We start from the raw sequence: 25,007 nt of genomic DNA on the forward strand, positions 1-25,007 counted from the left end.
GACACGCCGCGCAAGTGCCTAGGGTTTCAGACGCCGAAGGAGATGTTCAGCCGGCATCTCTTGGCTTTAGAACAGTGATGCGTGTAGATTTCCGACCAGCGTTGCATTCAATCTGGAACCAGCACGGGTGCATTCTAGTTTCAAGCGCGACATGTCAATGATTTCAGTGTTTTCGTTTCCGAGATTTAGGCATGCCCGGTGTTATACGCAGAACCCCCTCGCCGATCATCGGTGCCTGCATCACCTGCAAGCTGGCTGAGCACGATGGATTGCGAGTGTCGCGCGTGTCGCTGCGCGGCTGGATGGTTGATGCAGGACTTTGACTGTCAAAAGCAGCGCCGGACATTCATCAGTCACCGTTGCGGCGCGAAGCAGAAGCTCAGCGGACTGTGCAAATACCAAGTCACTGCCTGCATGATATGCCTGCCCGCAAAATCACGTCCCTTGAAGTCGTATTTCGAGTGCTGCTTCAGCCTTTCGGCAATGGTATCCAGTAGTATCAGCAGGCTCCGCAATAAGAGAACCCGAATTCGAGCCGATCCTTGCACTACGATCACGTATATGTGCGTTCATCGGTGTAACTTTGCCTGCCTCATCTCCGTATTTAACGGAAGTAAGGTTTCATTGGAGGATTTGGACGTGGTGAACAGACGCGGACTTCTCAAGACTGCAGCTTTTGGAGCGATCGCCGTGCATTTTGCATCGATTGCCCGCGCTGCCAATCCACCCGGCAATTTTGCGGTGACACATACGGAGGCGGAATGGCGCAAACTGCTGACGCCGGACCAGTTCTCGGTGCTGCGGGAAGAAGGTACTGAATATCCCAACAGCAGCCCGCTCCTGCATGAGGTGCGCAAAGGCAACTTTGCCTGCGCGGGCTGTGATCAGGAGGCCTTTTCTTCGGCCACCAAGTTTGAGAGCGGTACCGGCTGGCCAAGCTTCTGGGCTCCTCTCGACAACACGATCGGAACCACCTCGGACAAGACTTTCGGCATGGTGCGTAACGCCGTTCATTGCGGACGCTGCGGTGGTCATCTTGGCCATGTTTTCAACGACGGCCCGAAACCCACCGGTCTGCGATATTGCCTGAACGGCGTTGCTCTCAAGTTTCACCCGGCGTCGGTGTAACCGACAAGGACCAGGTAAATGCTGCTTTTCCTTCTCGCCTATCTCGGCGGCGTGCTGACCATTGTCAGCCCTTGCATTCTGCCGGTGCTGCCCTTCGTCTTCGCCCGCGCCGGAAAACCGTTCCTTCAGAGCACCTTGCCCATGTTGATCGGCATGGCGGCGACATTTGCTGGAGTGGCGACGCTTGCTGCCGTCGGTGGCGGCTGGGCCGTCGAGGCCAACGAATACGGCCGGCTTGCGGCCATCGCGCTGCTTGCCGTGTTCGGCGTCATCCTGTTGTTTCCATCGCTGTCCGAACGCCTGACGCGACCGCTGGTCGCCCTCGGCGCACGGCTGTCTCAATCGGCGGACCAGGAAACTCGCAAAGGATCAGTCGTTGCCGGCTCGCTGGTTCTGGGTGTTGCCACGGGCCTTTTGTGGGCACCTTGCGCCGGGCCGGTTCTCGGGTTGATCCTGACGGGTGCAGCCCTTCAGGGTGCGAATGTCGGCACCTCGTTGTTGTTGCTCGCCTATGCGCTTGGAGCAGCCACCTCGCTGGCGTTTGCGTTGCTGATCGGCGGGAGGGTGTTTCAGGCGATGAAGCGGTCGCTTGGCGCTGGCGAATGGGTCCGTCGAGGCCTCGGTGTTGCGGTTCTGGTCGCGGTGGTAGCGATCGGCCTCGGGCTTGATACAGGCTTTCTGACGCAGGCATCGCTTGCGAGCACCTCGAAGCTTGAGCAGAACCTCATCGACAAACTGCAGGGCGAACGCTCACAGTCCATGGCTGGTAATCCCGGCGGGGCAATGCAGCCCTCTGTGGTCATGCCGAAGAACGCGATGCAGGGCGAAGCCATGCAGGCTGGCGGCGCGATGATGGCCGGCAACACCCAGATGATGATGCAGGGCGGCAATGACGCCATGCGAGGCAACGCCCCGGCGATGGCTGGCGCCAATCCCAATATGATGATGATGGGCGGCTCAAATGCCATGATGATGCAGGGCAAGCCTCCGGAAAACGCCGCCCCCACCCTACCGGTCGAAAATACAGTGCCGTCGCTGCTCGGTGCCGTGGAATGGCTGAACTCGCCGCCGCTGACGATGGATCAGTTGAAAGGCAAGGTCGTCGTCATCGATTTCTGGACCTATTCTTGCATCAACTGCCTGCGCGCCGTTCCCTACGTTCGGGCCTGGGCAGAGAAATACAATGATCAGGGTCTGGTGGTGATCGGCGTGCATTCGCCGGAATTCGCCTTCGAGAAGCGTATCGACAATGTCAGGAAGGCAACGACCGATCTCGACATCGGTTATCCGGTCGCAGTCGACAACGATTATGCCATTTGGAGAGCCTTCAACAACCAGTATTGGCCGGCACATTATTTCATCGATGCCAACGGCCGCGTGCGTTACCACCATTTTGGCGAGGGTGAGTACGACCAGTCCGAGCGCGTCATCCAGCAACTGCTGGCCGAGGCCGGCAATACCGAGGTCGCAAGGGACGTGGTGGCCGTCAATGCCAGCGGCGCACAGGCCGCTTCGGACAGCGCCGACGTGCAGTCGCCGGAAACCTATGTTGGTTATGAACGCGCCCAGAACTTTATCGGGCAGACCGATATCCAGAACGATGTCGCTCACCTCTATGCCGAGGAACGGCCTCGGCGCAATGAATGGGGGCTGACCGGCAATTGGACGGTCGGCGCCGAGCATGCAAGCCTGAACGATGGCGGCGGCAGCGTTTATTACCGCTTTCATGCCCGTGATCTGCACCTCGTTCTCGGGACCGGCAAGGATGGCACGCCGGTGCGCTTTGAGGTTACCATCGACGGAAAGCCGCCAGGAACTGATCACGGCATGGATGTCGATGCCGACGGCAAAGGCACGATCACCGAGCAACGCCTTTATCAGCTCATCCGCCAGAACGGGCCGGTAGAAGACCACACATTCGAAATCCGCTTCCTCGACGCAGGTCCGGAAGCCTACGCATTCACCTTCGGCTGAGGATATTGTCATGAAGACCAGACTGTTTTTTGGAATGCTCGCGGGTTCCGCACTTCTGATATCCGGCTTGACGCTGGGCGCATCCGGCGCGTCGGCTCAGGAGGGCATAGCCATCCCGGCACCGGCCGTGGACCTGGCTGCCGGTTCCGCCGCAACAGAGACGGCAATATTCGCGGGCGGCTGCTTCTGGGGCGTCCAGGGCGTGTTCCAGCACGTCAATGGTGTCACCAACGCGGTCTCCGGGTATGCCGGCGGCGCCAGGGAGACAGCACAGTATGAAATGGTCGGCAGCGGCCGCACCGGTCATGCGGAAGCCGTGAAGGTGACATTCGACCCCAAAAAGGTCACCTATGGTCATCTGTTGCAGATCTACTTTTCCGTGGCGCATGACCCGACCGAGCTAAACCGCCAGGGACCCGATACCGGCACGCAGTACCGGTCGACGATCTTTCCGGCCAATGACGATCAGGCTCGTGTCGCCAAAGCCTACATCGCCCAGCTCAACAAGGCTCGACTGTTCGACGCCGCCATTGTCACCACGATCGAGCCGGGACACGCCTTTTACAATGCAGAGGCCTATCATCAGGATTTTCTGACGCAGAACCCGACCTACCCTTATATCGTCTACAACGACCTGCCGAAGATCGAACATCTGAAGAAACTGTTCGCCTCCGACTATCGCGCAGAACCTGTGCTGGTCGCTTCAGCGGGCTTGAATTAGGTCAAAGAGGTGGCTCGCCAGCGGGCCTTGCAGGCTCGCTGGCGATTCCTCCAGACCGCGCTGGGATACATTTTACTTCTAGAAGCGGCATGCCAATGATTTCAGTGGCTTCGTGCTGAAGATCTTGGATATCTCGGTGCTGTTCGCAGCTCACCCTTGCCGATCGTCGACACCTGATCACCTGGTCGGGTCAAAAGTTCCGCAAGCTGGCGGTGATGTAGGGGATCGGTACGGGCGCCTCTGCGTGGCGAGATCATTCCGATACCTGCGCACTGGATAGCAAACAGACATCGCGAAGTCGATGAAATGCATATAAGGTGGCCCTAAATGAGAGGGCGTGGTTGTGGTTCAAATCTACGGCGATGTGTCGAGTTTCGTCCAACCCGATACCGTTGAATTTTGAGCGCCGTTTTTTCGGGCCACGCAGGAACGTTCGGGATAAGCATCCGTTTCAACGCTGCTGATTGGGATTTATTGACGCCCCTCTCATGGGGCTCACGGTGTGGAGGAGAAGGTCATGGTGAGTGGTCAACTTAAAGCATTACTCGGTGTACTGGCTGTCGCCGGATATCAAAACAGAGACAAGATCGCAGAGGTCCTGCGGGGAATACAGAAGCCGCAACCTGCAGGCACAGATGCCGAGCCTGGCAACACTTCGGCGCAAACGGGGGGCCTGGACGACCTGTTGGGCAAGCTGACGGGTGGCAATGGCGCCGGCGGCCTTGGCGGCATCCTTGGTGGCCTGACATCGGGCGGTATCCTCAGCGGTGGTCTGGGCGACCTTTTGAAGACGTTTCAACAGAACGGACTTGGTGAGAAGGCCGAGTCATGGGTGAGCCCGGGCACGAATGAGGACATCGACGGGGATCAGCTCGAGCAAGCGATAGGACCGGATGTGCTCGACGAACTCGCGACAAAGACCGGCCTGTCGCGAGATGAAATCCTCTCGCGCCTGAGCAAGGATTTGCCGCGCGCGGTGGACGATCTGACGCCGGATGGTCAGGTACCACACGACGACGGGTTCAGATCGGCCTGAGAAGCGGCCTCGTGGCGCAGCTCAGCGCGTTGTCTGCTCACCGGCGAACACGGTCAACGCATCTCCGGTGAGCCGATAGCGGATCCATTCCTTCTGCGGTTCGGCGCCGATTGCGTCATAGACCCTGATCGCCGGCTCGTTCCAGTCGAGCACGCTCCATTCGAAACGGCCGCAGCCGTTTTTCAGTGCAATATGGGCCAGTCGTTTCAAGAGTGCCTTGCCGGCACCCAGCCCACGGGCGCTCGGCGTCACGTAGAGATCTTCAAGATATAGCCCATTGCGGGCCTGCCATGTGGAATAGTTGAAGAACCAGATCGCCATGCCGATCGCCTGCCCGTCTCGTTCGCAGACCAGCGCCTGCGTTACCGACCGGGGACCGAAGATCGATTCCTCGATCGTCTCGACGGTGGCCGCCACCTCGTGCTCAGCCTTTTCGTAGATCGCCAGTTCGCGGATGAAGCCGAGCAGAGTTGCAGCGTCCTCGCGCATGGCGGGGCGAATGGTGAGCGACATGTCGAATAGTCTCCAACGGATAGGATGGCGCCGGATGGAGCCGCACGATTATTCGGCGGCGTCCTTCACTTCGGTGATCTCCAGCTCGTAGGCGTAGCCGTCGAGCATGACATAGGCCTGCTCGATCGTCTTGATCTCCGTTTCGGATTTTCTGATCGCCTCGCCTATCGTTTCGGAGCGCGCCTTCAACATGCGCCCGAGTACATCGGTTCCCGGCTTGCGGCCCATGCGGTCCATATGGTTGCGAATGCGGGCGCGGTGACGTTCCATCTCCAGAATATGGAACCTTGCGCTGACGATACGATCGGTCAGCTTGCGGCGCATCGAGGCAACCGGATCGAAGGAGCCGGGCTCGCGCTCGTCGAGGATCATCTCGTTGACGAGTGTCTCCAGGATGACAAGACCCTGCAAGTCCTTTGTATCAGCCAATTCGGGATCATAACCTGTATCGTCGAAAACCTTGCGGCGCACCGGATCCAGCAGGAGTTCATAGGCAAGCTTCAGGTCGCCGAACATCTCCGTATCCCCACCCGTATCGGGATGGGCCGTTTTCACACGCTTCCTGTAGGCGGATTTCACGGCCGCGCTGTCAGCCTCTCGCGAAAGGCCCAGAATGTCATAGGGGTCGATCAAGGAGCGTCACCTGTCTTCGGCATTACATGCATAATCGTAAGCGTTAAGCCACGACGGCTCAACCCCTTACCCATTCTTATGGCCAATTATGGGCGCGGCTCAGCTGTTTCGTCGCCCCTGCCCGCCTTGCCCACAGCTATTGTTTTCTGAAGCGGAACGGGCGCTTTCCTTCGGCGACCGGGGCCATCAGGAAACTGACGAGAATGCAGGGCAGAAGCACAAGGAAGGTCGCTGAAAGGCTCACATGTTCGGCGATGAAGCCGAGCAGCGGCGGAACGCCGATGGTGGACAACATCAGCGTCAGAGACAATGCGGCCAGGTTTTCGGAGGTCTGGCCCTTACCGAGCGCGATCGTCGTCGCCACCGCGAGCGGAAAAGCCAGTGCGATGCCGCAGCCGATCAGGAAAAGTGCCGCACCGGCAAAGATGTAGTCCGATGTCGAGACCAGCAGAATCACGCCAACCGCGACCGCGACCGCCGAAAGACGGATCAGGATGATCGCACCGAGGCGATCCCGCATCGTGTCGCCGAACATTCGGGTCAACCCCATGCCGACGGTGAAGGCGGCATAAAGCGTGCCGGCGAGTGCCGGATCGACACGCAGTTCCTCGCGTAGGAAGAAGATGCCCCAGTCATAGATCGCGCCCTCGACGATGCAAAGGCCGAAGACCATCACGCAAATCAAGAGGATGGTCCGGTCCGGCAGAACATAGGCAGAGCGTCGCACTGCAGGGGCCGCGTGCGCAGGATCAGGTGGGGTAAGCAGGAAGACTGTCAGACAGGCCAGAATAGCCATGCCGGCCGCCATGCTCTGCTGCACGGTCGATGAAACGCCCTCCTCCGCCAGAAACCCCGACGCCAGAGAACCGACCAGCAAGCCGACCGACCAGAAACCGTGGCTACGAGAGAGGACTTTCACGCCGGTGCGTCTCTCGATACCCGCAGAAATCATGTTCGCGGCGACGTCGAAAATCGTCCGGAAAAAGCCGAACAGAAAAAAGCAGAAAATGAAACCGGGCAGCGGAAGGAGCGTGAGAAGCGGGGTCAGCAGCGCGCAGATCGGCAGCATGACGATTGCGGTCATCCGCGGCGTCAGGCGATCGGTGACCCTCCCCGCCAAAGGCAATGCCAAAAATGTTCCAACCGGCGCGCTGAGCAGCGCAAGTCCAAGAACGGCCTTGTCTATTTCCAGCGAGGCCTGGATGGACGGAAGGCGGGTGAAAAGGGAAACGAAGAGAATGGCATTGCTGAAATAGAGCAAGGCCGGAGGCAGCAGGGTCATCAAAATATCCGGTCGAATCAGTCGTGTCATTGGTGGCAGCAGGACGGATCGACGACAACCGACGAAGACGGGACCCTGCCCTGCGCGTTCATGCAAGGACGGCGCGCGAACTTACTGCCGCGCAAAGATGACGCCGGAGTGACTGAAAAAGCCGAAACCACATCTTTCCCGCGGGCAAAAAAGCGCTACCCTTGGATATCTTGCTGGAGACCATCCGATGGCTGCACGATTTTCTTCTCTCGTTGCGTTCCTGATGTTTGCGTTTGCCTTGCCTGTCCATGCTGAAGATCCTGCCGCTGAAGCCCAGGCAATCATTTCGGCCCAGATCGATGCGCTGATGGCGGAGGATGCCGATCGAGCCTATGCACTCGCCTCCCCGGATATCCGCGGTCTCTATCCCGACAAGGATAGCTTTTTCGCCATGGTGAAGAAGAACTACGAGCCGGTCTACCACGCCGGAAACTATGCCTTCGGCCGCTCGAAACTGGTTGGTGGGGGCGAGATGGTGTTTCAGGAAGTGATGATCACCGGCCCGGACGGCAAGGACTGGACGGCGATTTACGAAATGCGGCTGATGGATGACGGTAGCTACAAGATAAACGGAGTCCGGATGATGAAAAATTCCACAAGTACGGGCATTTAGAAAGCGTCTGCATTTACCGGCCGGGTCATCCAGGAATGATCAAGGCGAATGGACGTAATCAATGGGCAGACGCCATCATCTCATCCGCCTCGTCTCTGTTTAGCCCTATGACCCGCCGAGATACTTCCTGGCTGAAGCCATTGCGCGCCAGTGACGATAATTCCCTCACAATCCTTTTGTCATCGGCTATGTCGCGACGATAAGGCCCAAAGCCACGTCGCCTCACATACGCGAGGGCAGCATGAAAATCATCGATATCCTCAAGGGCGGTCGCTGCCGTGTCGGAATCGATGCCCTTCTCATGCAACTTCCGCTGCAGCATCCGCCGCGAACGGCCTGTTCTGACACCGGAACGCACCTTCGTCTCGGCATATGCCTTGTCGTCCAGACAACCGAAGACACGGCCGCATTCGAGTGCAGCCGCTACCAGAACCTGAAGGTCTTCTTCAGGAATATCCTCGAACTTCTGCTTTGCCTTGCGCCTGATGGCATCTGCCAGCTCTCGCTCCGACATCATCCGGCGTGACAGCCGGTAGACCGTGGAGTTACGCGCCCAGCTCAGCATGCGAGCGGTAACGCCGGTGGCTTGATCCTGTCCGTCCTCGCCGCTCACGCTGCCCAAAATCCTCAGAGCTTGTCGATGTCGCCCTTGGCCCAGGCTTCCTGGGTCTCGGCATAGAAATCCGCGAAACGGCCCTCGGCGATCGCCTGACGGATGCCCTTCATCAGATCCTGGTAATAATGCAGATTGTTCCACGAGAGCAGCATGCCGCCCAGTGCCTCGTCGGCGCGGCACAGGTGGTGCAGGTAGGCGCGGGAATAATCGCGTGCCGCCGGGCAGCTCGATTCCTCGTCCAGCGGACGCATGTCCTCCGCATGGCGGGCATTACGCAGATTGACCTTGCCGCGACGGGTGAAAGCAAGGCCATGACGGCCCGAGCGGGTCGGCATGACGCAGTCGAACATGTCTATGCCGCGTGCGACCGATTTCAGCATGTCGTCCGGCGTGCCGACGCCCATCAGGTAACGCGGCTTTTCGGTCGGCAGGACCGGAAGCGTCGTATCGAGCATGGAGAGCATGACATCCTGCGGCTCACCGACGGCCAGACCGCCGACCGCATAACCCTTGAGGTCGAGCTGTTTCAAGCCTTCGGCCGAGCGGATACGCAGCGCCGGCTGGTCGCCGCCTTGGACGATGCCGAACATCGCCTTGCCCGGCTGCTCACCGAAGGCCACCCGGCAGCGTTCCGCCCAGCGCAGCGACAGTTCCATCGCCCGCTCGATTTCCTTCGGCTCTGCGGGCAGCGCCACGCATTCGTCGAGCTGCATCTGGATATCGGAGCCGAGCAGCCCCTGGATCTCGATCGAACGTTCCGGCGACATATGATGCAGGGAGCCATCGATATGGCTCTTGAAGGTTACGCCCTTTTCGTCAAGTTTTCTCAAGCCCGACAGCGACATGACCTGGAAACCGCCCGAATCCGTCAAGATCGGGTGTTCCCAACGGATCAGCTTGTGCAGGCCACCAAGTCGGGCGACGCGCTCGGCGCCGGGGCGCAGCATCAGGTGATAGGTGTTGCCGAGAATGATATCGGCGCCGGTATCCTTCACTTGATCCAGATACATGGCCTTGACCGTGCCAACGGTGCCGACAGGCATGAAGGCCGGTGTGCGGATCGTGCCCCTGGGCATCGACACTTTACCGAGACGTGCTCCGCCATCGGTCTTTTTCAGGGTGAACTGGAAGTTCTCGGTGCTCATTTAGTCTTTCCGGAAAAGCAGGCTGGAATCGCCATAGGAATAAAAACGATAGCCTGTCTGAATGGCGTGGGCATAGGCATGCCTCATCGTCTCCAAGCCGCAAAAGGCCGAGACGAGCATGAACAGGGTGGATTTCGGCAGGTGGAAATTGGTCATCAGCAGGTCCACCGCCTTGAAGCGATAACCGGGCGTGATGAAGATGCCGGTCGGGCCGCTCCAGGGCAGGATCTTCCCGTCCTCCGAAGCTGCACTCTCAATCAATCGCAACGAGGTGGTGCCGACGCAGACGATACGCCCGCCCCTCGCCTTCACCGCGTTGAGCCTTTCAGCAATCTCGGCGCTCACGTAGCCGATTTCCTGATGCATCTTGTGATCGACGGTGTCGTCGACCTTCATCGGCAGAAATGTGCCGGCGCCGACATGCAAGGTAACGAAATGTCGTTCGATGCTGGCGGCGTCGAGCTTTGCAAAAAGATCGGGCGTGAAATGCAGTCCTGCGGTCGGAGCGGCCACTGCGCCTTCTTCGCGGGCATAGATGGTCTGGTAGTCCTGCCGGTCCTTTTCGTCTTCCGCGCGCTTGGCGGCGATATAGGGCGGCAACGGAATATGGCCGACGGACATGATCGCCTCATCGAGCGCCGGCCCGGAAAGATCGAATCGGAGGGTGACTTCGCCGCCCTCGCCTTTCTCTTCAACCGTCGCCATCAGCGAACCGAGCAGGCAGGTCTCCGTCCCATGGCCGAATTCGATACGGTCGCCGACCTTGATGCGCTTGCCGGGCTTGGCAAAGGCCTTCCAGACATCCTGTTCGGTGCGCATATGCAGCGTCGCAGAAACCTGCTGGCCGCCGGCGCCTTCTCGGTGCCGGATACCTTCAAGCTGGGCCGGAATGACCTTGGTATCGTTGAACACCAGCGCATCGCCGGGCTTGAGAAAATCGGGGAGTTCAAAGACCCGATGATCCGCCAGCACGGGCTCTGCTTCCGGGCGCACAACAAGAAACCGAGCGCTGTCGCGCGGGTTTGCGGGCCGCAGAGCGATGTTTTCTTCCGGCAGATCGAAATCGAAAAGTTCGACGCGCATAACGTATTTTCAGGCCTGTTCTTGAAATGCGTAAGCCCGCCCCGCCTTAAGGGACGGAGCGGGCCAAAGGTAAACGGTCAAATCAGACGTCGGCAGCGACGCGGACCGAAACGATCGAATCCGGATCCTGAACGGGCTCGCCCTTCTTGATCAGATCGATAATGTCCATGCCTTCGGTGACCTGGCCCCAGACCGAGTACTGCTTGTTCAGCCAGGGAGCGTCGGTGAAGCAGATGAAGAACTGCGAGTTGGCCGAGTTCGGGCTCTGCGAACGGGCCATCGAGCAGGTGCCGCGGACATGCGGTACGGCCGAGAATTCTGCCTGCAGGTCCGGCTTTTCGGAGCCGCCCATGCCGGCGCGTGACGGGTTGAAGCTTTCGCCGCCCTTCTTGCCGAACTTGACGTCGCCTGTCTGGGCCATGAAGTCGGGGATGACGCGGTGGAAGACAACGCCGTCATAGGCTTCTTCGCGGGCCAGTTCCTTGACGCGGGCAACGTGGCCCGGTGCCAGATCAGGAAGCAGCGAGATCACGACCTTGCCCTTGGTGGTTTCCATGATGAGGGTGTTTTCGGGATCCTTGATCTCCGCCATGTGCGTCTCCTTTTTCGCCTTTCGAGGCTTTTCTCTGGTTTAGGAATTGGGGCGCAGAGCGCTCTTACTTCTTGCCGACCGTGACCTTGATCATCTTGTCGGGATTGCTGACTTCACCGTTGCTGCCTGCGCCGCGCTTGATCTTGTCAACGAATTCCATGCCGGACACGACCTGGCCGACGACCGTATACTGGCCGTTCAGGAACGGACCTTCATCGAACATGATGAAGAACTGCGAATTGGCCGAATTCGGGCTCTGCGAGCGAGCCATGCCGACGGTCCCGCGCTTGAACGGTACCTTGGAAAATTCGGCCTGGATGTCGGGCATTTCCGAACCACCCATGCCGGCGCGCTGCGGATTGAACTTCGCACCGCCCTGCTTGCCGAACTCGACATCACCCGTCTGTGCCATGAAGCCCTCGATCACCCGGTGAAAAACGACATTGTCGTATTCGCCCTTGGAAGCCAGAGCCTCGATCTGGGCCACATGTTTCGGTGCCACTTCGGGCGCCAGCTTGATGACGACAGGGCCATCCTTCAGCTGGATCGTCAGGAACTGATCTTCGGCCAGAGCCGGCGTCATCATGGATGCCAGCGCAATCAGGCCGGCAAAGGCAAGGTGAAGCAATTTCATTTGAAACTCCGTGGTTCTGAACAAATCAGCGCGCAAATCTTGATTTCAAGGCCGCGAGCACGGTCGGCGGCACAAAAGCAGCCACATCTCCCCCCATGGCCGCGATCTGACGGACCAATGTGGCGGTTATGGGCCGGGAGGCCGTTCCCGCTGGCAGGAACACCGTCTGCACATCCGGCGCCATCTGGCGGTTCATGCCGGCCATCTGCATCTCGTAGTCCAGATCGGTCCCGTCGCGCAGGCCGCGGATCAGGAGCTTGGCACCATTGGCGCGGGCGGCATCGACGACGAGGCGGTCGAAGGAGACGACGTCTATGCTGGCTGTTTTTTCCGGCAGTGCGTCTTTGAGGGATGCCCGGATCAATTCCGCGCGTTCCTCGAAGGAAAACAGCGGCGTCTTGCCCGGATGAACCCCGATCGCAACGATCACATGGTCGGCCACCTGCAGCGCCTGAACCAGAACGTCGAGATGCCCGTTCGTCATCGGATCGAAAGATCCGGGGTAGAAAGCAGTTGTCATGCCTAGGCCCCAGCCCCTGACTTCGCCGGTTGAGATTCAACGGCCTTTTGTCACGTCGGCCCCTTCTCTGCAAGGGTCGAGCCGCAGTCGTCGCCGTGAATGGCGGATGAACGGTCCATTCAAGGTCGTTTCAGCGGCGGTTTGTTTTACTCCGGACAGAGACAGGGGTTCCTGTCCGTTCATGGAGAAACAGATGCTGGTTGTTATTGTCCTGTGCGCCGTCTTTGCAGCGCTGATGCTCGAAGGAGTGCTCTTCGCACTCGGTCAGGACGATGCCTGAGGCGTAAGAAACCTGAACGCCAGATGAACAACCCCTTCAGGGAGGCTTCAGAGGCGATAGGTTAAGTTTCTCTCAAAATGCGGTGGAACCTGTCAGCGCTCGTCGCAAACAGGCCAGTAAGAAGGAATGCGGAGATGTTTACCAAGAAGAACCCGATGATGCTCGACAAGGTCACCATGATCAACGTCGTCTGGACGTCGATGATCGCAGTGATGCTGACGGCAACGGTCACGCTCTATCAGAGCAAGCCCGATTCTTCCGAGATGAACTACTCGCAGGTAACCGGTCGGTACCACGACGTTTCCTACTATTGATATCGAACCGGCGAAGAGCCGAATGGTGAGCCATGTTAGCGACGTTGACATTACTTGCAGCCTTTATCAGCAGCATGTCCGTCCTATCTGTGGCCTACACAATCTCCGAGCTTCACCGCGAGCATAGGGATTTGGAAGATTTTGCCCGCCGACGCCCATTCTAGGCATCGGGCAGGTTTGAGCCATTAAGGTTCGAAGTCGCCACAAGATCGACAGGTATGACAAATTCAAAAAGCCGGAGAACATGTTCTCCGGCTTTTTTCATGTCTTGCTTCAGGATGGATCCTGATATTTCGGGCGGAAAAGAAGCGGCGCGCCTTACGCGCCGCTGTCGTCACCTTCAGGTGTCTCACCAGCCGTCGGACCAGCATCTGCAGCATCGACTGTGGACTCTTCGCCCTCAACGCCGTTTTCCTCTTCGCCTTCCGGCTCGCTGATACGTTCGACGGAAACCACCTTCTCATCCTTGGCTGTCGAGAAGATTGTGACGCCCTTGGTCGCACGGCTGGCGATACGAATGCCGTCTACCGGTACGCGGATCAATACGCCGCCATCGGAGACGAGCATGATCTGGTCCTTTTCCTCGATCGGGAAAGCAGCAACCTGTTCGCCGATTTCCGAAGTCTTCGAGGTATCGGTGGCACGGATACCCTTGCCGCCGCGTCCCGAAGTGCGGAAATCGTAGGAAGACGAGCGCTTGCCGTAACCCTTTTCGGAAACCGTCAGAACGAATTGTTCGCGGGCCTTGAGGTATTCGTAGCGTTCGTCGGACAGCTGTCCTTCTTCGACCACTTCCTCACCGACGAGAGCGATATCCTCTTCATCGACGCCGGCCGCACGCCGTTCGGCGGCTGAGCGCTTCAGATAGGCAGCGCGTTCCCATGGCTCGGCATTGACGTGACCGACAATCGTCATCGAGATGATGCGGTCGCCGTCGGCCAGTGAAATGCCGCGCACGCCGATCGAGTTGCGGCCCGCAAAGACGCGGACTTCATCGACCGGGAAGCGGATCGCCTGACCAAGCGCCGTCGTCAGCAGAACGTCGTCACCTGGAATGTCGAGATCGTGGTTCGGCGCGGTGCAGGTCTCGACGGAAAGGATTTCATCGCCCTCTTCCTCGAGCTTCATGGCAATCTTGCCGTTGCGGTTGACCTGGACGAAATCCGACAACTTGTTGCGGCGAACCGTGCCGCGGGTCGTCGAGAACATCACATCAAGGTTTTCCCAGGATGTTTCGTCCTCGGGCAGCGGCATGATGGTGGTGATGCGTTCGCCGGCTTCGAGCGGCAGCATGTTGATCAGGGCCTTGCCGCGCGATTGCGGCGTGCCGATCGGCAGGCGCCAGACCTTTTCCTTGTAGACGATACCACGCGAGGAGAAGAACAGCACCGGCGTGTGGGTGTTGACCACGAACAGACGGCTGACGAAATCCTCGTCGCGCGTTGCCATGCCGGAGCGGCCCTTGCCGCCGCGACGCTGGGCGCGATAGGTCGCCAGCGGCACGCGCTTGATATAGCCGAGATGCGAAACCGTGACGACCATGTCTTCGCGGGCGATGAGGTCTTCATCGTCCATGTCGAGGCCGGCATCGAGTATCTGCGTGCGACGCGGCGTACCGAACTCGTCGCGAACGGCGGCGAGCTCGTCCTTGACCAGCGTCTGAATGCGGATGCGCGACGACAGAATGTCGAGATAGTCGCTGATTTCGGCACCGATCTTGTTCAACTCGTCGGCGATTTCATCGCGGCCGAGTGCCGTCAGGCGGGCCAGACGCAGTTCGAGTATGGCGCGGGCCTGCTCTTCGGAAAGATTGTAGGTCGCGTCCTCGTTGATCTTGTGGCGCGGATCATCGATCAGACGGATCAGTGTTTCGACGTCGTGCGCCGGCCAGCGGCGGGTCATCAGCTGTTCGCGGGCGGTCGCCGGATCGGGCGCGCGACGGATCAGGGCGATGACTTCATCAATGTTGGCAACCGCAATCGCCAGACCGACCAAGACGTGGGCGCGATCGCGCGCCTTGCGCAGAAGGTATTTCGTCCGACGGCTGACGACTTCCTCGCGGAACGAGACGAAGGCGCGTAGCATGTCGAGCAGCGTCAGCTGTTCCGGCTTGCCGCCGTTGAGCGCCACCATGTTGCAGCCGAACGAGGTCTGCAGCGGCGTGTAGCGGTAAAGCTGGTTGAGAATGACGTCTGCGTTGGCATCGCGCTTCAGTTCGATGACGACGCGATAGCCCTGGCGGTCGGATTCGTCGCGAAGGTCGGAAATGCCCTCGATACGCTTGTCCTTGACCAGTTCGGCCATCTTTTCGATCATCGTCGCCTTGTTCACCTGGTAGGGAACTTCGGTAACGATGATCTGCTCGCGGTCGCCGCGCATCGGCTCGACCGTGGCGACGCCACGCATCATCACCGAGCCGCGACCGGTCTCGTAGGCCGAACGAATGCCGTGCTTGCCGAGGATCATGGCGCCGGTCGGAAAATCCGGACCCGGAATGATCTCCATCATTTCCGGCAGATCGATCGCCGGATTTTCGATCAGCGCGATACAGCCGTTGATGACTTCGACCAGATTGTGCGGCGGAATGTTGGTGGCCATGCCGACGGCGATACCGCCCGCGCCATTGACCAGCAGGTTCGGGAACTTTGCCGGAACCACAACAGGTTCCGACATCGTGCCGTCGTAGTTGTCGCGGAAATCGACGGTTTCCTTGTCGAGGTCGTCGAGAAGCGCGTGCGCGACCTTCTCCAGACGGCACTCGGTATAACGCTGAGCCGCTGGCGGATCACCGTCGATCGAGCCGAAATTGCCCTGACCGTCGATCAGCGGCATGCGCAGCGACCAGTCCTGCGCCATACGGGCCAGCGCATCGTAGATCGCCGAGTCGCCGTGCGGATGGTATTTACCCATCACGTCACCGGTGACACGGGCGCTTTTCACGTATTTCTTGTTCCAGTCGAGCCCCAGCTCGTTCATCCCGTAGAGAATGCGGCGATGAACCGGCTTCAGGCCGTCACGAACATCGGGAAGCGCGCGGCTGACGATCACGCTCATGGCGTAGTCGAGATAGGAGCGCTGCATTTCCTCTATAATGGAAATGGGTTCGATGCCTGGTGGCAGCTTTCCGCCGCCGGGTGTGCTTTGCTCAGTCAAATCGGATCACGATCTCTGTACGGAATCAGTTGCATTTTTATAGCGGAAAGAGATAACGAGCGCCAATTTCCGCAAGCGTTTTGAACAGCTTTCGACGCCATTCACGGCAAGACTTTGTCCATCGCCGCAAGCGCGGCAAAGGTCGTGACTTCCCGTTAAGCCGAGACTGTCCTAACAATCATCCATCGTGTTCGCAAGGAACTCGAACCATCAGGGAAAATATACATGGCGACTGCCGACGCGCTGATCAACGCGATGACGACGATGCTGGTGACGCTGGACCCACCCGGTCTCGCTCCGGTTTTCCTCGGCCTGACGATCGGCATGACCGCAGCGCAGCGCAAGCAGGTCGCCCTGCGCGGCTCGATCATCGGCTTCGGCATCCTTACCGTCTTCGCGCTGTTCGGTGCCGGCGTGCTCGGTCTTCTCGGCATATCGATGGGAGCATTCCGCATCGCCGGCGGCCTGCTCCTGTTCTGGATCTCTTTCGAAATGGTTTTCGAGAAGCGGCAGGAACGCAAGGAAAAGACCTCGCAGGTGGCGATCACCATAGACCACATCCGCGATCTCGCGGTATTTCCGCTGGCAATCCCCCTGATCGCTGGACCGGGCGCCATATCAGCCACGGTGCTGCTCGCCGGCACGTTCACCACCGCATTCGACCGTGCACTGCTGATCTCCGTCATCGCTTTGATGATGGTCATTCTTTTCGTGACGCTGTTGCTTGCGGAAAGACTGGATCGCATCCTGGGCGTGACCGGCAGGGCGATCCTGACACGACTTCTCGGCGTTATCCTCGCCGCTCTTTCGGTACAGTTCGTCGTCGATGGTGTTCGCGCGGCATTCGATCTTTAAGAACTCCGGTATCGATATTTTGACAGACGACAAATCAGCCGCTTCTGATAGAAGCAGGCGCTGCCGCCCGAGAACGCGGATATTGTTGCCTGATTGAGGACATACCGATGCGATCCATCTTGCGCCGGCTGCGACCCGAAACTCCGTCGGTCAGCAAGAGGGAACGGTTGCGTGCCTCGATTGGTGCGCTTGTCGGCATATTGGTCACCGCGTTGATCGGAAGCCTTGCCGTCGGCCTAGGCCCGGCACTTCCCGCAATCATAGCCCCGATGGGCGCGTCGGCTGTTCTGCTTTTTGCGGTTCCCGCCAGCCCGCTTGCCCAGCCGTGGTCAATCCTTGGCGGCAATACGGTGGCAGCCCTTGTCGGTGTCGTTGCCGCGATACTCATCGACAACCCGTTCCTGGCGGCTGCCGGGGCAATCGGGGTCGCGATCGGATTGATGATGACCTTGCGCTGCCTGCATCCGCCAAGCGGCGCAATCGCGCTGACGGCCGTGCTCGGCGGCCCAGCCATTCACGATCTCGGTTATGGCTTCGTTGTCTGGCCCGTGCTTGGCAATTCGTTGGCTCTGCTCACGCTAGCCCTGATTTTCAACAATCTGACAGGCCGCAGTTATCCGCACCGGGTTAAGCAGGCGCCTGTCGACCATGGCACTAGAGACCCCGCCCCTATCCAGCGGATCGGCTTTTCCTCGGAAGATCTCGACGAGGTATTGAAGGAATACGATGAGTTTCTCGACATAGACCGGGACGATCTCGAATCCATTTTGAGGCGCACCTAACTGCGTTCCTACCGCCGCCGTGCCGGCGATCTTGATTGCAACAGCTTCATGTCGCGAGACGTCATCACCGTTTCACCGACAACGCCTGTGCAAAAAGCCCAGGAGCTGATGCGCTCGCACCACATCAAGGCTCTGCCGGTCATCAACCCGAAGGCCGAGGTCGTTGGCATCGTCACGCAAACAGATTTGTTCGACAAGGTGAACTGGACCGGCAAAGCGCAAGGTTTCGCAGCACGGGTTCGGCTGGCTTTTTCCGGCACCGTCGCACCGCAAGGCTCCGTCAGCGCCATCATGACTTCGCCCGTCAAGACGGTTCGGCCGGAAATGCCTCTGGCGCAAGCCATCATCATGTTCGCAGAAAACGGCCTGCATTATCTCCCCGTATTGAACGAGGACAAAACGCTGGCCGGCATACTGTCCCAATCAGACGTTCTGGTGGCTATGCTTGCAGATGCCAATGCAAGGTGACCGACGCGGACGCGATCGCCTCTAGCGATCGGTCCGTTTAGCCCTCAAAATCCGCTTCCAGATCGTTCCGCCGAGAAATTTGTTGAACACGACGAAATAGGCGACGATCAGCGCGAAACACAAGAATGCCGGGCCGCCATCGAGCGCGAAACCGTTTTCGGTCCGGCCTCCGAAAGTCGACGCGACGAAAAAGCCTGCGGCCCAGAAGATCGTGAAGAAATCGAGGATGGCCGCCAGGACGATCCTCCACGTCGCTGGCTGCCTCGGCACATTGGTGGTGTCACTCATGAAATAAACCCAGTTCCGGATGTTTCAGGATATGAGAAAGGCGCCTTGCGGCGCCTTTGCATCAGAACGGGATATCATCATCCAGATCGCGGGAGAAATTCCCGCCTGAAGTCTGGCCACCGCCACCGGCACCGCCGCGAGCAGGCTGACCGCCACCCTGGCCGCCGGAACGCGGGCGATCGTAGTCGTTGCCGCCTCCGCCATAACCGCCGCCGAAGTCATCGCCGCCACCACCAAAGTCGCTGGAGCCACCGCGACCGCCACGGTCACCGCCACCTTCGCCACGGCCGTCCAGCATGGTCAGCGTCGAGTTGAAGCCCTGCAGCACAATTTCCGTCGAATAACGGTCGTTGCCGGCCTGGTCCTGCCACTTGCGGGTCTGCAGTGCGCCTTCGATATAGAGCTTGGCGCCCTTCTTCACATATTGCTCGATGACCTTACACAAGCCTTCGTTGAACACGACGACCGTGTGCCATTCGGTCTTTTCCTTGCGCTCGCCGGAATTGCGGTCACGCCAGCTTTCCGACGTGGCGATGCGCAGGTTGGCGATCGGGCGACCGTCCTGCGTCCGTCGAATTTCGGGATCCGCACCCACGTTGCCGATCAGGATGACCTTGTTGACGCTACCTGCCATGATATTCTCACTTTCTCCGCCGCGATCCGCAGCTCAAAATTCAATGGTGGCACCATAAACCATAGGCCATGCATGGCGCGACCTCGCGGCTGCTAATTCCACAGGCAAAATCCACATCTAATTTCGAACGCGCCACGGGATATTTTGTTCTTTATTTGTTCTATTTTATTCCTATAGTCGTGTCAATCGAATCGGAACCGGTTTTGCGTTGCGGCAGTTTCGTCTCGACAGGCGCCGATGAGTTACTACATAAGGGCCTTCAATTCTCCCAAAGGCATGACGATGAGCGAACTCAAGACCATCTCCATACGTGGTGCGCGCGAGCACAATTTGAAGGGCATCGATCTCGACCTGCCCCGCAACTCGCTGATCGTGATGACCGGCCTGTCCGGTTCCGGCAAGTCGTCGCTCGCCTTTGACACGATCTATGCGGAAGGTCAGCGGCGTTATGTCGAAAGCCTGTCGGCCTATGCCCGCCAGTTCCTGGAGATGATGCAGAAGCCGGATGTCGACCAGATTGAGGGCCTGTCGCCGGCAATCTCGATCGAACAGAAGACGACGTCGCGAAACCCGCGCTCGACCGTCGGCACCGTCACCGAAATCTACGACTACATGCGCCTGCTTTTCGCACGTGTCGGCGTTCCCTATTCGCCGGCAACCGGCCTGCCGATCGAAAGCCAGACGGTTAGTCAGATGGTCGATCGAGTGCTTGCCTTCGAAGAGGGAACACGCCTCTACATCCTTGCGCCGATGATCCGCGGCCGTAAGGGCGAGTATAAGAAAGAACTCGCCGAGCTGATGAAGAAGGGGTTTCAGCGCGTCAAGGTCGATGGCCAGTTCTACGAAATTGCCGACGTCCCTGCCCTCGACAAGAAATACAAGCACGATATCGACGTCGTGGTCGATCGTCTTGTCGTGAGATCCGACATTTCCGCGCGTCTGGCGGACAGTCTCGAAACCTCGCTGAAGCTTGCAGATGGTCTTGCCGTTGCGGAATTTGCCGACAAGCCGTTACCCGCGAATGAAACCGCGGCCGGCGGATCGGCCAACAAATCGCTCAACGAAACCCATGAGCGTGTGCTGTTTTCGGAAAAATTCGCCTGCCCTGTTTCCGGGTTCACAATCTCGGAAATCGAACCGCGCCTCTTCTCGTTCAACAACCCGTTCGGCGCCTGCCCGACCTGTGACGGTCTCGGCTCGCAGCAGAAGGTGGATATCAATCTAATCGTCCCCGAGCCGGCTCGCACGTTGCGCGATGGTGCGATCGCCCCTTGGGCGAAATCCTCCTCGCCTTATTACAACCAGACTCTCGAAGGCCTCGGCAAGGTGTTCGGTTTTAAGCTCTCCACCCGTTGGGACGAACTGTCCAAGGCGGCGCAGGATTCGATTCTGAAGGGTACTGAGGAAAAAATCGAATTCAACTACGCCGACGGTGCACGCTCCTACAAAACGACGAAAAACTTCGAAGGCATCGTGCCGAACCTCGAGCGCCGCTGGAAGGAAACCGACAGTGCATGGGCGCGTGAGGAAATCGAGCGCTACATGTCGGCAGCCCCCTGCCCTGCCTGCGCCGGTTACCGCCTGAAGCCGGAAGCACTGGCGGTCAAGATCAACAAGCTGCATATCGGCGAAACCACCGAGATGTCGATCCGCGTAGCACGCGACTGGTTCTCCGCACTGCCGGAACATCTCAATGCCAAGCAGAACGAAATCGCCGTTCGCATACTCAAGGAAATCCGCGAGCGACTGCAGTTCCTCAACGATGTCGGTCTGGACTATCTCAGCCTGTCGCGTAATTCCGGCACGCTTTCGGGCGGCGAAAGCCAGCGAATCCGGCTTGCCTCGCAGATCGGCTCGGGCCTGACGGGCGTGCTCTACGTGCTGGACGAACCGTCGATCGGCCTGCACCAGCGCGATAACGCGCGCTTGCTCGATACGCTGAAACACCTTCGCGACATCGGCAACACAGTCATCGTTGTCGAGCATGACGAGGACGCGATCCTGACGGCGGATTATGTCGTCGATATCGGCCCTGCGGCCGGCATCCATGGCGGCGAAGTTATCGCCGAGGGTACGCCTCAGCAGGTCATGGCCAATCCGAAGTCGATAACCGGCAAATATCTGTCGGGCGAACTCGGCGTTGCCGTGCCGACCGAACGCCGCAAGCCCAAGAAGGGGAAGGAAATCAAGGTCGTTGGCGCGCGCGGCAACAACCTGAAGAATGTCACGGCAGCCGTGCCGCTCGGTGTGTTCACGGCGGTTACCGGCGTTTCGGGCGGCGGCAAGTCCACCTTCCTGATCGAAACGCTTTACAAATCGGCGGCACGCCGCGTCATGGGCGCTCGCGAAATCCCGGCCGAACACGACCGCATCGACGGCTTCGAGCATATCGACAAGGTCATCGATATCGACCAGTCGCCGATCGGCCGCACGCCACGCTCCAACCCGGCCACCTATACCGGCGCCTTCACGCCGATCCGCGACTGGTTCGCAGGCCTGCCGGAAGCCAAGGCGCGTGGTTATGCGCCCGGCCGTTTCTCGTTCAACGTCAAGGGCGGCCGCTGCGAAGCCTGCCAGGGCGATGGCGTCATCAAGATCGAGATGCACTTCCTGCCGGATGTCTATGTCACCTGTGACGTCTGCCACGGCAAGCGTTACAATCGCGAGACGCTCGACGTACATTTCAAGGGCAAGTCGATCGCCGACGTGCTCGACATGACGGTCGAGGAAGGTGTCGAATTCTTCTCCGCGGTCCCTGCCGTGCGCGACAAGCTACAGGCTCTGTTCGAAGTCGGCCTCGGCTACATCAAGGTCGGCCAGCAGGCCAATACGCTTTCGGGTGGCGAGGCACAGCGTGTCAAGCTTGCCAAGGAGCTGTCGAAACGCTCGACCGGCCGCACGCTCTACATTCTCGACGAGCCGACGACCGGCCTGCATTTCCATGACGTCGCGAAACTTCTGGAAATGCTGCAGGAACTGGTCAACCAGGGCAATTCCGTCGTCGTCATCGAGCACAATCTGGAAGTCATCAAGACGGCCGACTGGATCATCGATATCGGCCCGGAAGGTGGCACAGGCGGCGGCGAGATCGTCGCGCAGGGTACGCCGGAACAGATCGTCAAGGAAAAGCGGTCCTATACCGGCCAGTTCCTCAAGGATCTTCTGGAGCGCCGGCCGGCAAAAAAGGTCGAGGCTGCCGAATAACCGACGGTTCAATTCTTTGGAGGGTGAGATGAGCAAGAGCGGCACAATCCGCACCGGTATCGGTGGCTGGACCTTCGAGCCTTGGGAAGGCACGTTTTATCCCGACAAGCTGACAAAGAAGCGGCAGCTCGAATATGCATCGAGCAAGCTTTCGGTGATCGAGGTGAACGGAACCTATTACGGTTCGCAGAAACCCGAGACTTTTGCGAAGTGGGCGTCGGAAGTGCCGGACGGTTTCATCTTCTCGCTCAAGGCCAGCCGTTTCACCACCAACCGCAAGGTTTTGGCCGATGCCGGCGAATCCATCGAAAAGTTCCTGAGCCAGGGATTGGTGGAGCTGAGAGACCATCTCGGCCCCCTACTTTGGCAGTTCGCGCCCACCAAGAAGTTCGAGCCCGAGGATTTCGAGGCATTTCTGAAGTTGCTGCCGAACACGCTCGAAGGCCTGCCATTGCGGCATGTCGTCGAAGTGCGCCACGACAGTTTCAAGGTGCCGGAATTCGTCGAACTTCTCGAAAAATACAATATCGCACCGGTCTGCGCCGAACATTTCGATTATCCGATGATCGCGGACGTCACGGCCGATTTCGTTTACGCGCGGCTGCAAAAAGGCTCGGACGACATTCCGACCTGTTATGCCGATGCGGACATGAATGCGTGGGCGAAAAGGCTCACCACCTGGGCCAAGGGTGGCGTCCCGGAAGACCTTCCGCTGGTCGACGAAAAGCGAAAGGTCAAAGAATCGCCTCGCGAGGTATTCGCCTTCTTCATCCACGAGGGCAAGGTCAATGCCCCGCAGGGCGCGATCGCCATGCAGCAATTGGTCGGCTAACGAGACCGGCTTAGGTCGGCCATGGCCTGGCCGGCCTGTTCGGCAAGATCCTCTGCCGTCATCCCCGGTCCTGCGATAGTGGCGGCCTCTCCGTGCAGATAGACGCCCGCGGCCGCCGCTTCGAAGGCCGGCATTCCCTGCGCCAGCAAGGCGCCGATCATTCCAGCCAGCACATCTCCTGATCCTGCCGTCGCAAGCCAGGGCGGACCATTGGTGTTGATCATCGCACGGCCATCCGGCGAGGCAATCACGGTATCCGCCCCTTTGTAAACGATTGCCGCATGGGCGCGCTCGGCTGCTTTCAATGCCTTGTCGACCTTGCTCAAGCTCTCGTCCGCCGCAAGGTCCGGAAAAAGCCGGCCGAATTCTCCCTCATGCGGCGTGAGCACCAGCCGCACCTTTCCGTCTGCGAAAGCTTCGAACAGCGCTGCGGGATCATCCTTGAATGACGTTATGCCATCGGCGTCCAGCACCAGCGGCATGTTTTTCAATGCCAGAACGAAGTCTCGGGCGCGATTTCCGATGCCGAAGCCGGGACCGAGGACAAAGGCTGAAAGCCTGGCGCTATCCAGCCATTCGTTCAGTTCCATCTCGGTCTCTATCTGTCTCAGCATCACGGCCGTCAGATGAGCGACATTGGCCGCCATCGCATCCGCGGGCGACGCAACGGTAACAAGACCCGCTCCGGTCTTCAGGCCGGCAAGCGCAGAAAGCCTCGCCGCCCCTGTTTTCGAGGCCTCGCCGGAGAAAACGACCAAGTGCCCTCGCCTGTATTTATGACTGTCCGAACCGGCGATCGGCAGCAGCCCGGACCAGATCTCCGGCAGGTTTTCGGCAAGCAACCCGGCCGCAGCCTCAATGATGCGACCCGGGATGCCGATGTCGGCAACCTCGATGTCTCCACAAAGAGACCGGCCGGGAAGCAGCAGATGGCCCGGCTTCCTCGCCATGAAGGTGATGGTGCAATCTGCCTTGAAAGCTGCCTCGAGAATATTGCCGCTGCGTCCGTTCAGGCCCGAAGGCAGATCGACCGCCAGGACCGGCACGGCAGCCTTGGCCACCGCGGCAATCACCTTCCCCACCTCAGGCGGCACATCACGTGACAGACCCGCGCCGAAAAGCGCGTCGATAACGATGTCACCGGCCAGTGGCTCGAATTCCTCGAGCGGAGCAACACCCCCATCCCAGGCCTCGAAAGCCAATCTCGCATCGCCGTTGAGCCTTGCGGTGTCACCCAAGGCAAACACCGCCACGCGGCCGCCAGCAGCCGCAAGCACGCGCGCTGCAACATATCCATCTCCACCATTGTTTCCCGGTCCGCAAAGAACCGTAAAGCGCAGGGCTTCAGGGAAACGGGACAGTGCAGCCGCGGCAACCGCGTGTCCGGCGCGGATCATGAGATCGAAAGAGGGAATTCCCGATTGCGCCGCCATGCCGTCGGCAAAAGCCATTTCATTCGACGTCAGCAGAAGATAGGATGGAATTTGAGCCATACTGCAATTGACCTCAGAGCAATAGAAAACACAAGCTGCGCCGGCAACGCAAGAAAGGCTTCAATTTCATCATTTGCACAATTATTAAGCAACTCTACACCCTATAGGCGAGAGCCAAAATTTCGCAAATTTGTCACAAAATAGACCACTGCGGCGTCATCCCGCATCGAAATCGTCACGAGTC

General features: G+C 59.1%; 23 protein-coding genes and 1 pseudogene. 11 read left to right on the forward strand and 13 right to left on the reverse strand.

What is annotated here, in order from left to right; translation table 11 throughout:
* Positions 1-191: 191 nt before the first annotated feature.
* The 5 genes from FHP24_RS29235 (at position 192) to FHP24_RS17945 (ending at position 4,859) form a co-directional block, all read left to right on the forward strand.
* A complete protein-coding gene (locus FHP24_RS29235) occupies positions 192-323 on the forward strand; it encodes a hypothetical protein (RefSeq protein ID WP_281287461.1) in 132 nt (43 codons plus the stop codon).
* Between the two features lie 316 nt (positions 324-639).
* Positions 640-1,128 carry a peptide-methionine (R)-S-oxide reductase MsrB gene (gene msrB / locus FHP24_RS17930; protein ID WP_139677966.1) on the forward strand — a complete coding sequence of 163 codons (489 nt, stop codon included), beginning with the start codon at positions 640-642 and terminating at the stop codon, positions 1,126-1,128.
* An 18-nt stretch (positions 1,129-1,146) separates the two neighbouring features.
* Positions 1,147-3,102: a cytochrome c biogenesis protein DipZ gene (locus tag FHP24_RS17935; RefSeq protein WP_139677618.1), complete on the forward strand. Its 1,956-nt coding sequence runs from the start codon at positions 1,147-1,149 to the stop codon at positions 3,100-3,102.
* Between the two features lie 10 nt (positions 3,103-3,112).
* Positions 3,113-3,823 (forward strand): peptide-methionine (S)-S-oxide reductase MsrA, encoded by a 711-nt coding sequence (msrA, locus tag FHP24_RS17940; RefSeq protein WP_139677619.1) that lies wholly within the window; start codon positions 3,113-3,115, stop codon positions 3,821-3,823.
* A 517-nt stretch (positions 3,824-4,340) separates the two neighbouring features.
* Positions 4,341-4,859 carry a YidB family protein gene (locus FHP24_RS17945; RefSeq protein WP_139677967.1) on the forward strand — a complete coding sequence of 173 codons (519 nt, stop codon included), beginning with the start codon at positions 4,341-4,343 and terminating at the stop codon, positions 4,857-4,859.
* Positions 4,860-4,880: 21 nt separating this feature from the next.
* On the opposite strand, the gene FHP24_RS17950 is transcribed toward FHP24_RS17945, so the two are convergent.
* The 3 genes from FHP24_RS17950 to FHP24_RS17960 all read right to left on the reverse strand — a co-directional run bounded on the left by FHP24_RS17950 (position 4,881) and on the right by FHP24_RS17960 (position 7,287).
* A complete protein-coding gene (locus tag FHP24_RS17950; RefSeq protein ID WP_139677620.1) occupies positions 4,881-5,372 on the reverse strand; it encodes a GNAT family N-acetyltransferase in 492 nt (163 codons plus the stop codon).
* A 48-nt stretch (positions 5,373-5,420) separates the two neighbouring features.
* A complete protein-coding gene (locus tag FHP24_RS17955) occupies positions 5,421-6,005 on the reverse strand; it encodes a J domain-containing protein (protein WP_139677621.1) in 585 nt (194 codons plus the stop codon).
* A gap of 136 nt (positions 6,006-6,141) precedes the next feature.
* Positions 6,142-7,287, reverse strand: coding sequence for an MFS transporter (locus tag FHP24_RS17960; protein ID WP_180356047.1), 1,146 nt, complete (start codon positions 7,285-7,287; stop codon positions 6,142-6,144).
* Positions 7,288-7,504: 217 nt separating this feature from the next.
* Here FHP24_RS17960 and FHP24_RS17965 point away from each other — a divergent pair, with 217 nt between their 5' ends.
* Positions 7,505-7,930 carry a DUF4864 domain-containing protein gene (locus FHP24_RS17965; RefSeq protein WP_139677623.1) on the forward strand — a complete coding sequence of 142 codons (426 nt, stop codon included), beginning with the start codon at positions 7,505-7,507 and terminating at the stop codon, positions 7,928-7,930.
* Positions 7,931-7,988: 58 nt separating this feature from the next.
* On the opposite strand, the gene FHP24_RS17970 is transcribed toward FHP24_RS17965, so the two are convergent.
* The 6 genes from FHP24_RS17970 to coaD form a co-directional block, all read right to left on the reverse strand.
* Positions 7,989-8,543, reverse strand: coding sequence for a regulatory protein RecX (locus FHP24_RS17970; protein ID WP_246091826.1), 555 nt, complete (start codon positions 8,541-8,543; stop codon positions 7,989-7,991).
* Positions 8,544-8,557: 14 nt separating this feature from the next.
* Positions 8,558-9,691 (reverse strand): tRNA guanosine(34) transglycosylase Tgt, encoded by a 1,134-nt coding sequence (gene tgt, locus FHP24_RS17975; RefSeq protein ID WP_139677624.1) that lies wholly within the window; start codon positions 9,689-9,691, stop codon positions 8,558-8,560.
* A complete protein-coding gene (queA, locus tag FHP24_RS17980) occupies positions 9,692-10,774 on the reverse strand; it encodes a tRNA preQ1(34) S-adenosylmethionine ribosyltransferase-isomerase QueA (protein ID WP_139677625.1) in 1,083 nt (360 codons plus the stop codon).
* A gap of 82 nt (positions 10,775-10,856) precedes the next feature.
* Positions 10,857-11,366 (reverse strand): peptidylprolyl isomerase, encoded by a 510-nt coding sequence (locus FHP24_RS17985; RefSeq protein WP_139677626.1) that lies wholly within the window; start codon positions 11,364-11,366, stop codon positions 10,857-10,859.
* 64 nt (positions 11,367-11,430) lie between these two features.
* Positions 11,431-12,000 (reverse strand): peptidylprolyl isomerase, encoded by a 570-nt coding sequence (locus FHP24_RS17990; RefSeq protein WP_139677627.1) that lies wholly within the window; start codon positions 11,998-12,000, stop codon positions 11,431-11,433.
* A gap of 25 nt (positions 12,001-12,025) precedes the next feature.
* Complete coding sequence (coaD, locus tag FHP24_RS17995) at positions 12,026-12,520, reverse strand: pantetheine-phosphate adenylyltransferase (RefSeq protein ID WP_139677628.1); 495 nt, start codon at positions 12,518-12,520, stop codon at positions 12,026-12,028.
* A 414-nt stretch (positions 12,521-12,934) separates the two neighbouring features.
* Here coaD and FHP24_RS18000 point away from each other — a divergent pair, with 414 nt between their 5' ends.
* Entirely contained in the window at positions 12,935-13,114 is a 180-nt protein-coding gene (locus FHP24_RS18000; RefSeq protein ID WP_139677629.1) for a hypothetical protein, read from the forward strand.
* 318 nt (positions 13,115-13,432) lie between these two features.
* On the opposite strand, the gene gyrA is transcribed toward FHP24_RS18000, so the two are convergent.
* Positions 13,433-16,267, reverse strand: a complete 2,835-nt coding sequence (gyrA, locus tag FHP24_RS18005) for a DNA gyrase subunit A (RefSeq protein ID WP_139677630.1) — start codon at positions 16,265-16,267, stop codon at positions 13,433-13,435.
* Positions 16,268-16,492: 225 nt separating this feature from the next.
* Between gyrA and FHP24_RS18010 the strand changes: the two genes are divergently transcribed.
* Complete coding sequence (locus FHP24_RS18010) at positions 16,493-17,122, forward strand: MarC family protein (RefSeq protein ID WP_139677631.1); 630 nt, start codon at positions 16,493-16,495, stop codon at positions 17,120-17,122.
* 107 nt (positions 17,123-17,229) lie between these two features.
* A pseudogene (locus FHP24_RS18015) lies at positions 17,230-18,372 on the forward strand (HPP family protein).
* Between the two features lie 21 nt (positions 18,373-18,393).
* Here the strand turns inward: FHP24_RS18015 and FHP24_RS18020 are convergent.
* Together FHP24_RS18020 and FHP24_RS18025 are read right to left on the reverse strand one after the other, a co-directional pair.
* On the reverse strand, positions 18,394-18,660 hold the full coding sequence (locus FHP24_RS18020) for a hypothetical protein (RefSeq protein WP_139677632.1): 267 nt from the start codon (positions 18,658-18,660) through the stop codon (positions 18,394-18,396).
* 61 nt (positions 18,661-18,721) lie between these two features.
* The gene (locus FHP24_RS18025; protein ID WP_139677633.1) at positions 18,722-19,294 is read right to left on the reverse strand and encodes a single-stranded DNA-binding protein; all 573 of its coding nucleotides are present in this window, start codon (positions 19,292-19,294) and stop codon (positions 18,722-18,724) included.
* 282 nt (positions 19,295-19,576) lie between these two features.
* On the opposite strand from FHP24_RS18025, the gene uvrA reads away from it, so the two are divergent.
* Positions 19,577-22,498: an excinuclease ABC subunit UvrA gene (gene uvrA / locus FHP24_RS18030; protein ID WP_139677969.1), complete on the forward strand. Its 2,922-nt coding sequence runs from the start codon at positions 19,577-19,579 to the stop codon at positions 22,496-22,498.
* Between the two features lie 28 nt (positions 22,499-22,526).
* Complete coding sequence (locus tag FHP24_RS18035; protein ID WP_139677634.1) at positions 22,527-23,330, forward strand: DUF72 domain-containing protein; 804 nt, start codon at positions 22,527-22,529, stop codon at positions 23,328-23,330.
* Here FHP24_RS18035 and FHP24_RS18040 read toward each other — a convergent pair.
* On the reverse strand, positions 23,327-24,823 hold the full coding sequence (locus tag FHP24_RS18040) for an NAD(P)H-hydrate dehydratase (RefSeq protein WP_139677635.1): 1,497 nt from the start codon (positions 24,821-24,823) through the stop codon (positions 23,327-23,329). The genes FHP24_RS18035 and FHP24_RS18040 overlap by 4 nt on opposite strands.
* Between the last annotated feature and the right edge of the window lie 184 nt (positions 24,824-25,007).

This window comes from Aliirhizobium smilacinae (assembly GCF_006335145.1).
GTDB classification, from domain to species: Bacteria; Pseudomonadota; Alphaproteobacteria; order Rhizobiales; family Rhizobiaceae; genus Neorhizobium; species Neorhizobium smilacinae.

Excerpts from the sequence above, each read along its gene's own strand:
- FHP24_RS18010 (WP_139677631.1), top strand. The coding sequence starts at position 16,493 with ATGGCGACTGCCGACGCGCTGATCAACGCGATGACGACGATGCTGGTG.
- FHP24_RS18035 (WP_139677634.1), top strand. The coding sequence starts at position 22,527 with ATGAGCAAGAGCGGCACAATCCGCACCGGTATCGGTGGCTGGACCTTC.
- FHP24_RS18020 (WP_139677632.1), bottom strand. The coding sequence starts at position 18,660 with ATGAGTGACACCACCAATGTGCCGAGGCAGCCAGCGACGTGGAGGATC.
- FHP24_RS29235 (WP_281287461.1), top strand. The coding sequence starts at position 192 with ATGCCCGGTGTTATACGCAGAACCCCCTCGCCGATCATCGGTGCCTGC.
- FHP24_RS17950 (WP_139677620.1), bottom strand. The coding sequence starts at position 5,372 with ATGTCGCTCACCATTCGCCCCGCCATGCGCGAGGACGCTGCAACTCTG.
- FHP24_RS17985 (WP_139677626.1), bottom strand. The coding sequence starts at position 11,366 with ATGGCGGAGATCAAGGATCCCGAAAACACCCTCATCATGGAAACCACC.
- FHP24_RS18000 (WP_139677629.1), top strand. The coding sequence starts at position 12,935 with ATGTTTACCAAGAAGAACCCGATGATGCTCGACAAGGTCACCATGATC.
- tgt (WP_139677624.1), bottom strand. The coding sequence starts at position 9,691 with ATGAGCACCGAGAACTTCCAGTTCACCCTGAAAAAGACCGATGGCGGA.
- queA (WP_139677625.1), bottom strand. The coding sequence starts at position 10,774 with ATGCGCGTCGAACTTTTCGATTTCGATCTGCCGGAAGAAAACATCGCT.
- FHP24_RS17960 (WP_180356047.1), bottom strand. The coding sequence starts at position 7,287 with ATGACCCTGCTGCCTCCGGCCTTGCTCTATTTCAGCAATGCCATTCTC.
- FHP24_RS17935 (WP_139677618.1), top strand. The coding sequence starts at position 1,147 with ATGCTGCTTTTCCTTCTCGCCTATCTCGGCGGCGTGCTGACCATTGTC.
- coaD (WP_139677628.1), bottom strand. The coding sequence starts at position 12,520 with ATGACAACTGCTTTCTACCCCGGATCTTTCGATCCGATGACGAACGGG.
- FHP24_RS18040 (WP_139677635.1), bottom strand. The coding sequence starts at position 24,823 with ATGGCTCAAATTCCATCCTATCTTCTGCTGACGTCGAATGAAATGGCT.
- FHP24_RS17945 (WP_139677967.1), top strand. The coding sequence starts at position 4,341 with ATGGTGAGTGGTCAACTTAAAGCATTACTCGGTGTACTGGCTGTCGCC.
- uvrA (WP_139677969.1), top strand. The coding sequence starts at position 19,577 with ATGAGCGAACTCAAGACCATCTCCATACGTGGTGCGCGCGAGCACAAT.
- FHP24_RS17990 (WP_139677627.1), bottom strand. The coding sequence starts at position 12,000 with ATGAAATTGCTTCACCTTGCCTTTGCCGGCCTGATTGCGCTGGCATCC.
- msrA (WP_139677619.1), top strand. The coding sequence starts at position 3,113 with ATGAAGACCAGACTGTTTTTTGGAATGCTCGCGGGTTCCGCACTTCTG.
- FHP24_RS17965 (WP_139677623.1), top strand. The coding sequence starts at position 7,505 with ATGGCTGCACGATTTTCTTCTCTCGTTGCGTTCCTGATGTTTGCGTTT.
- FHP24_RS18025 (WP_139677633.1), bottom strand. The coding sequence starts at position 19,294 with ATGGCAGGTAGCGTCAACAAGGTCATCCTGATCGGCAACGTGGGTGCG.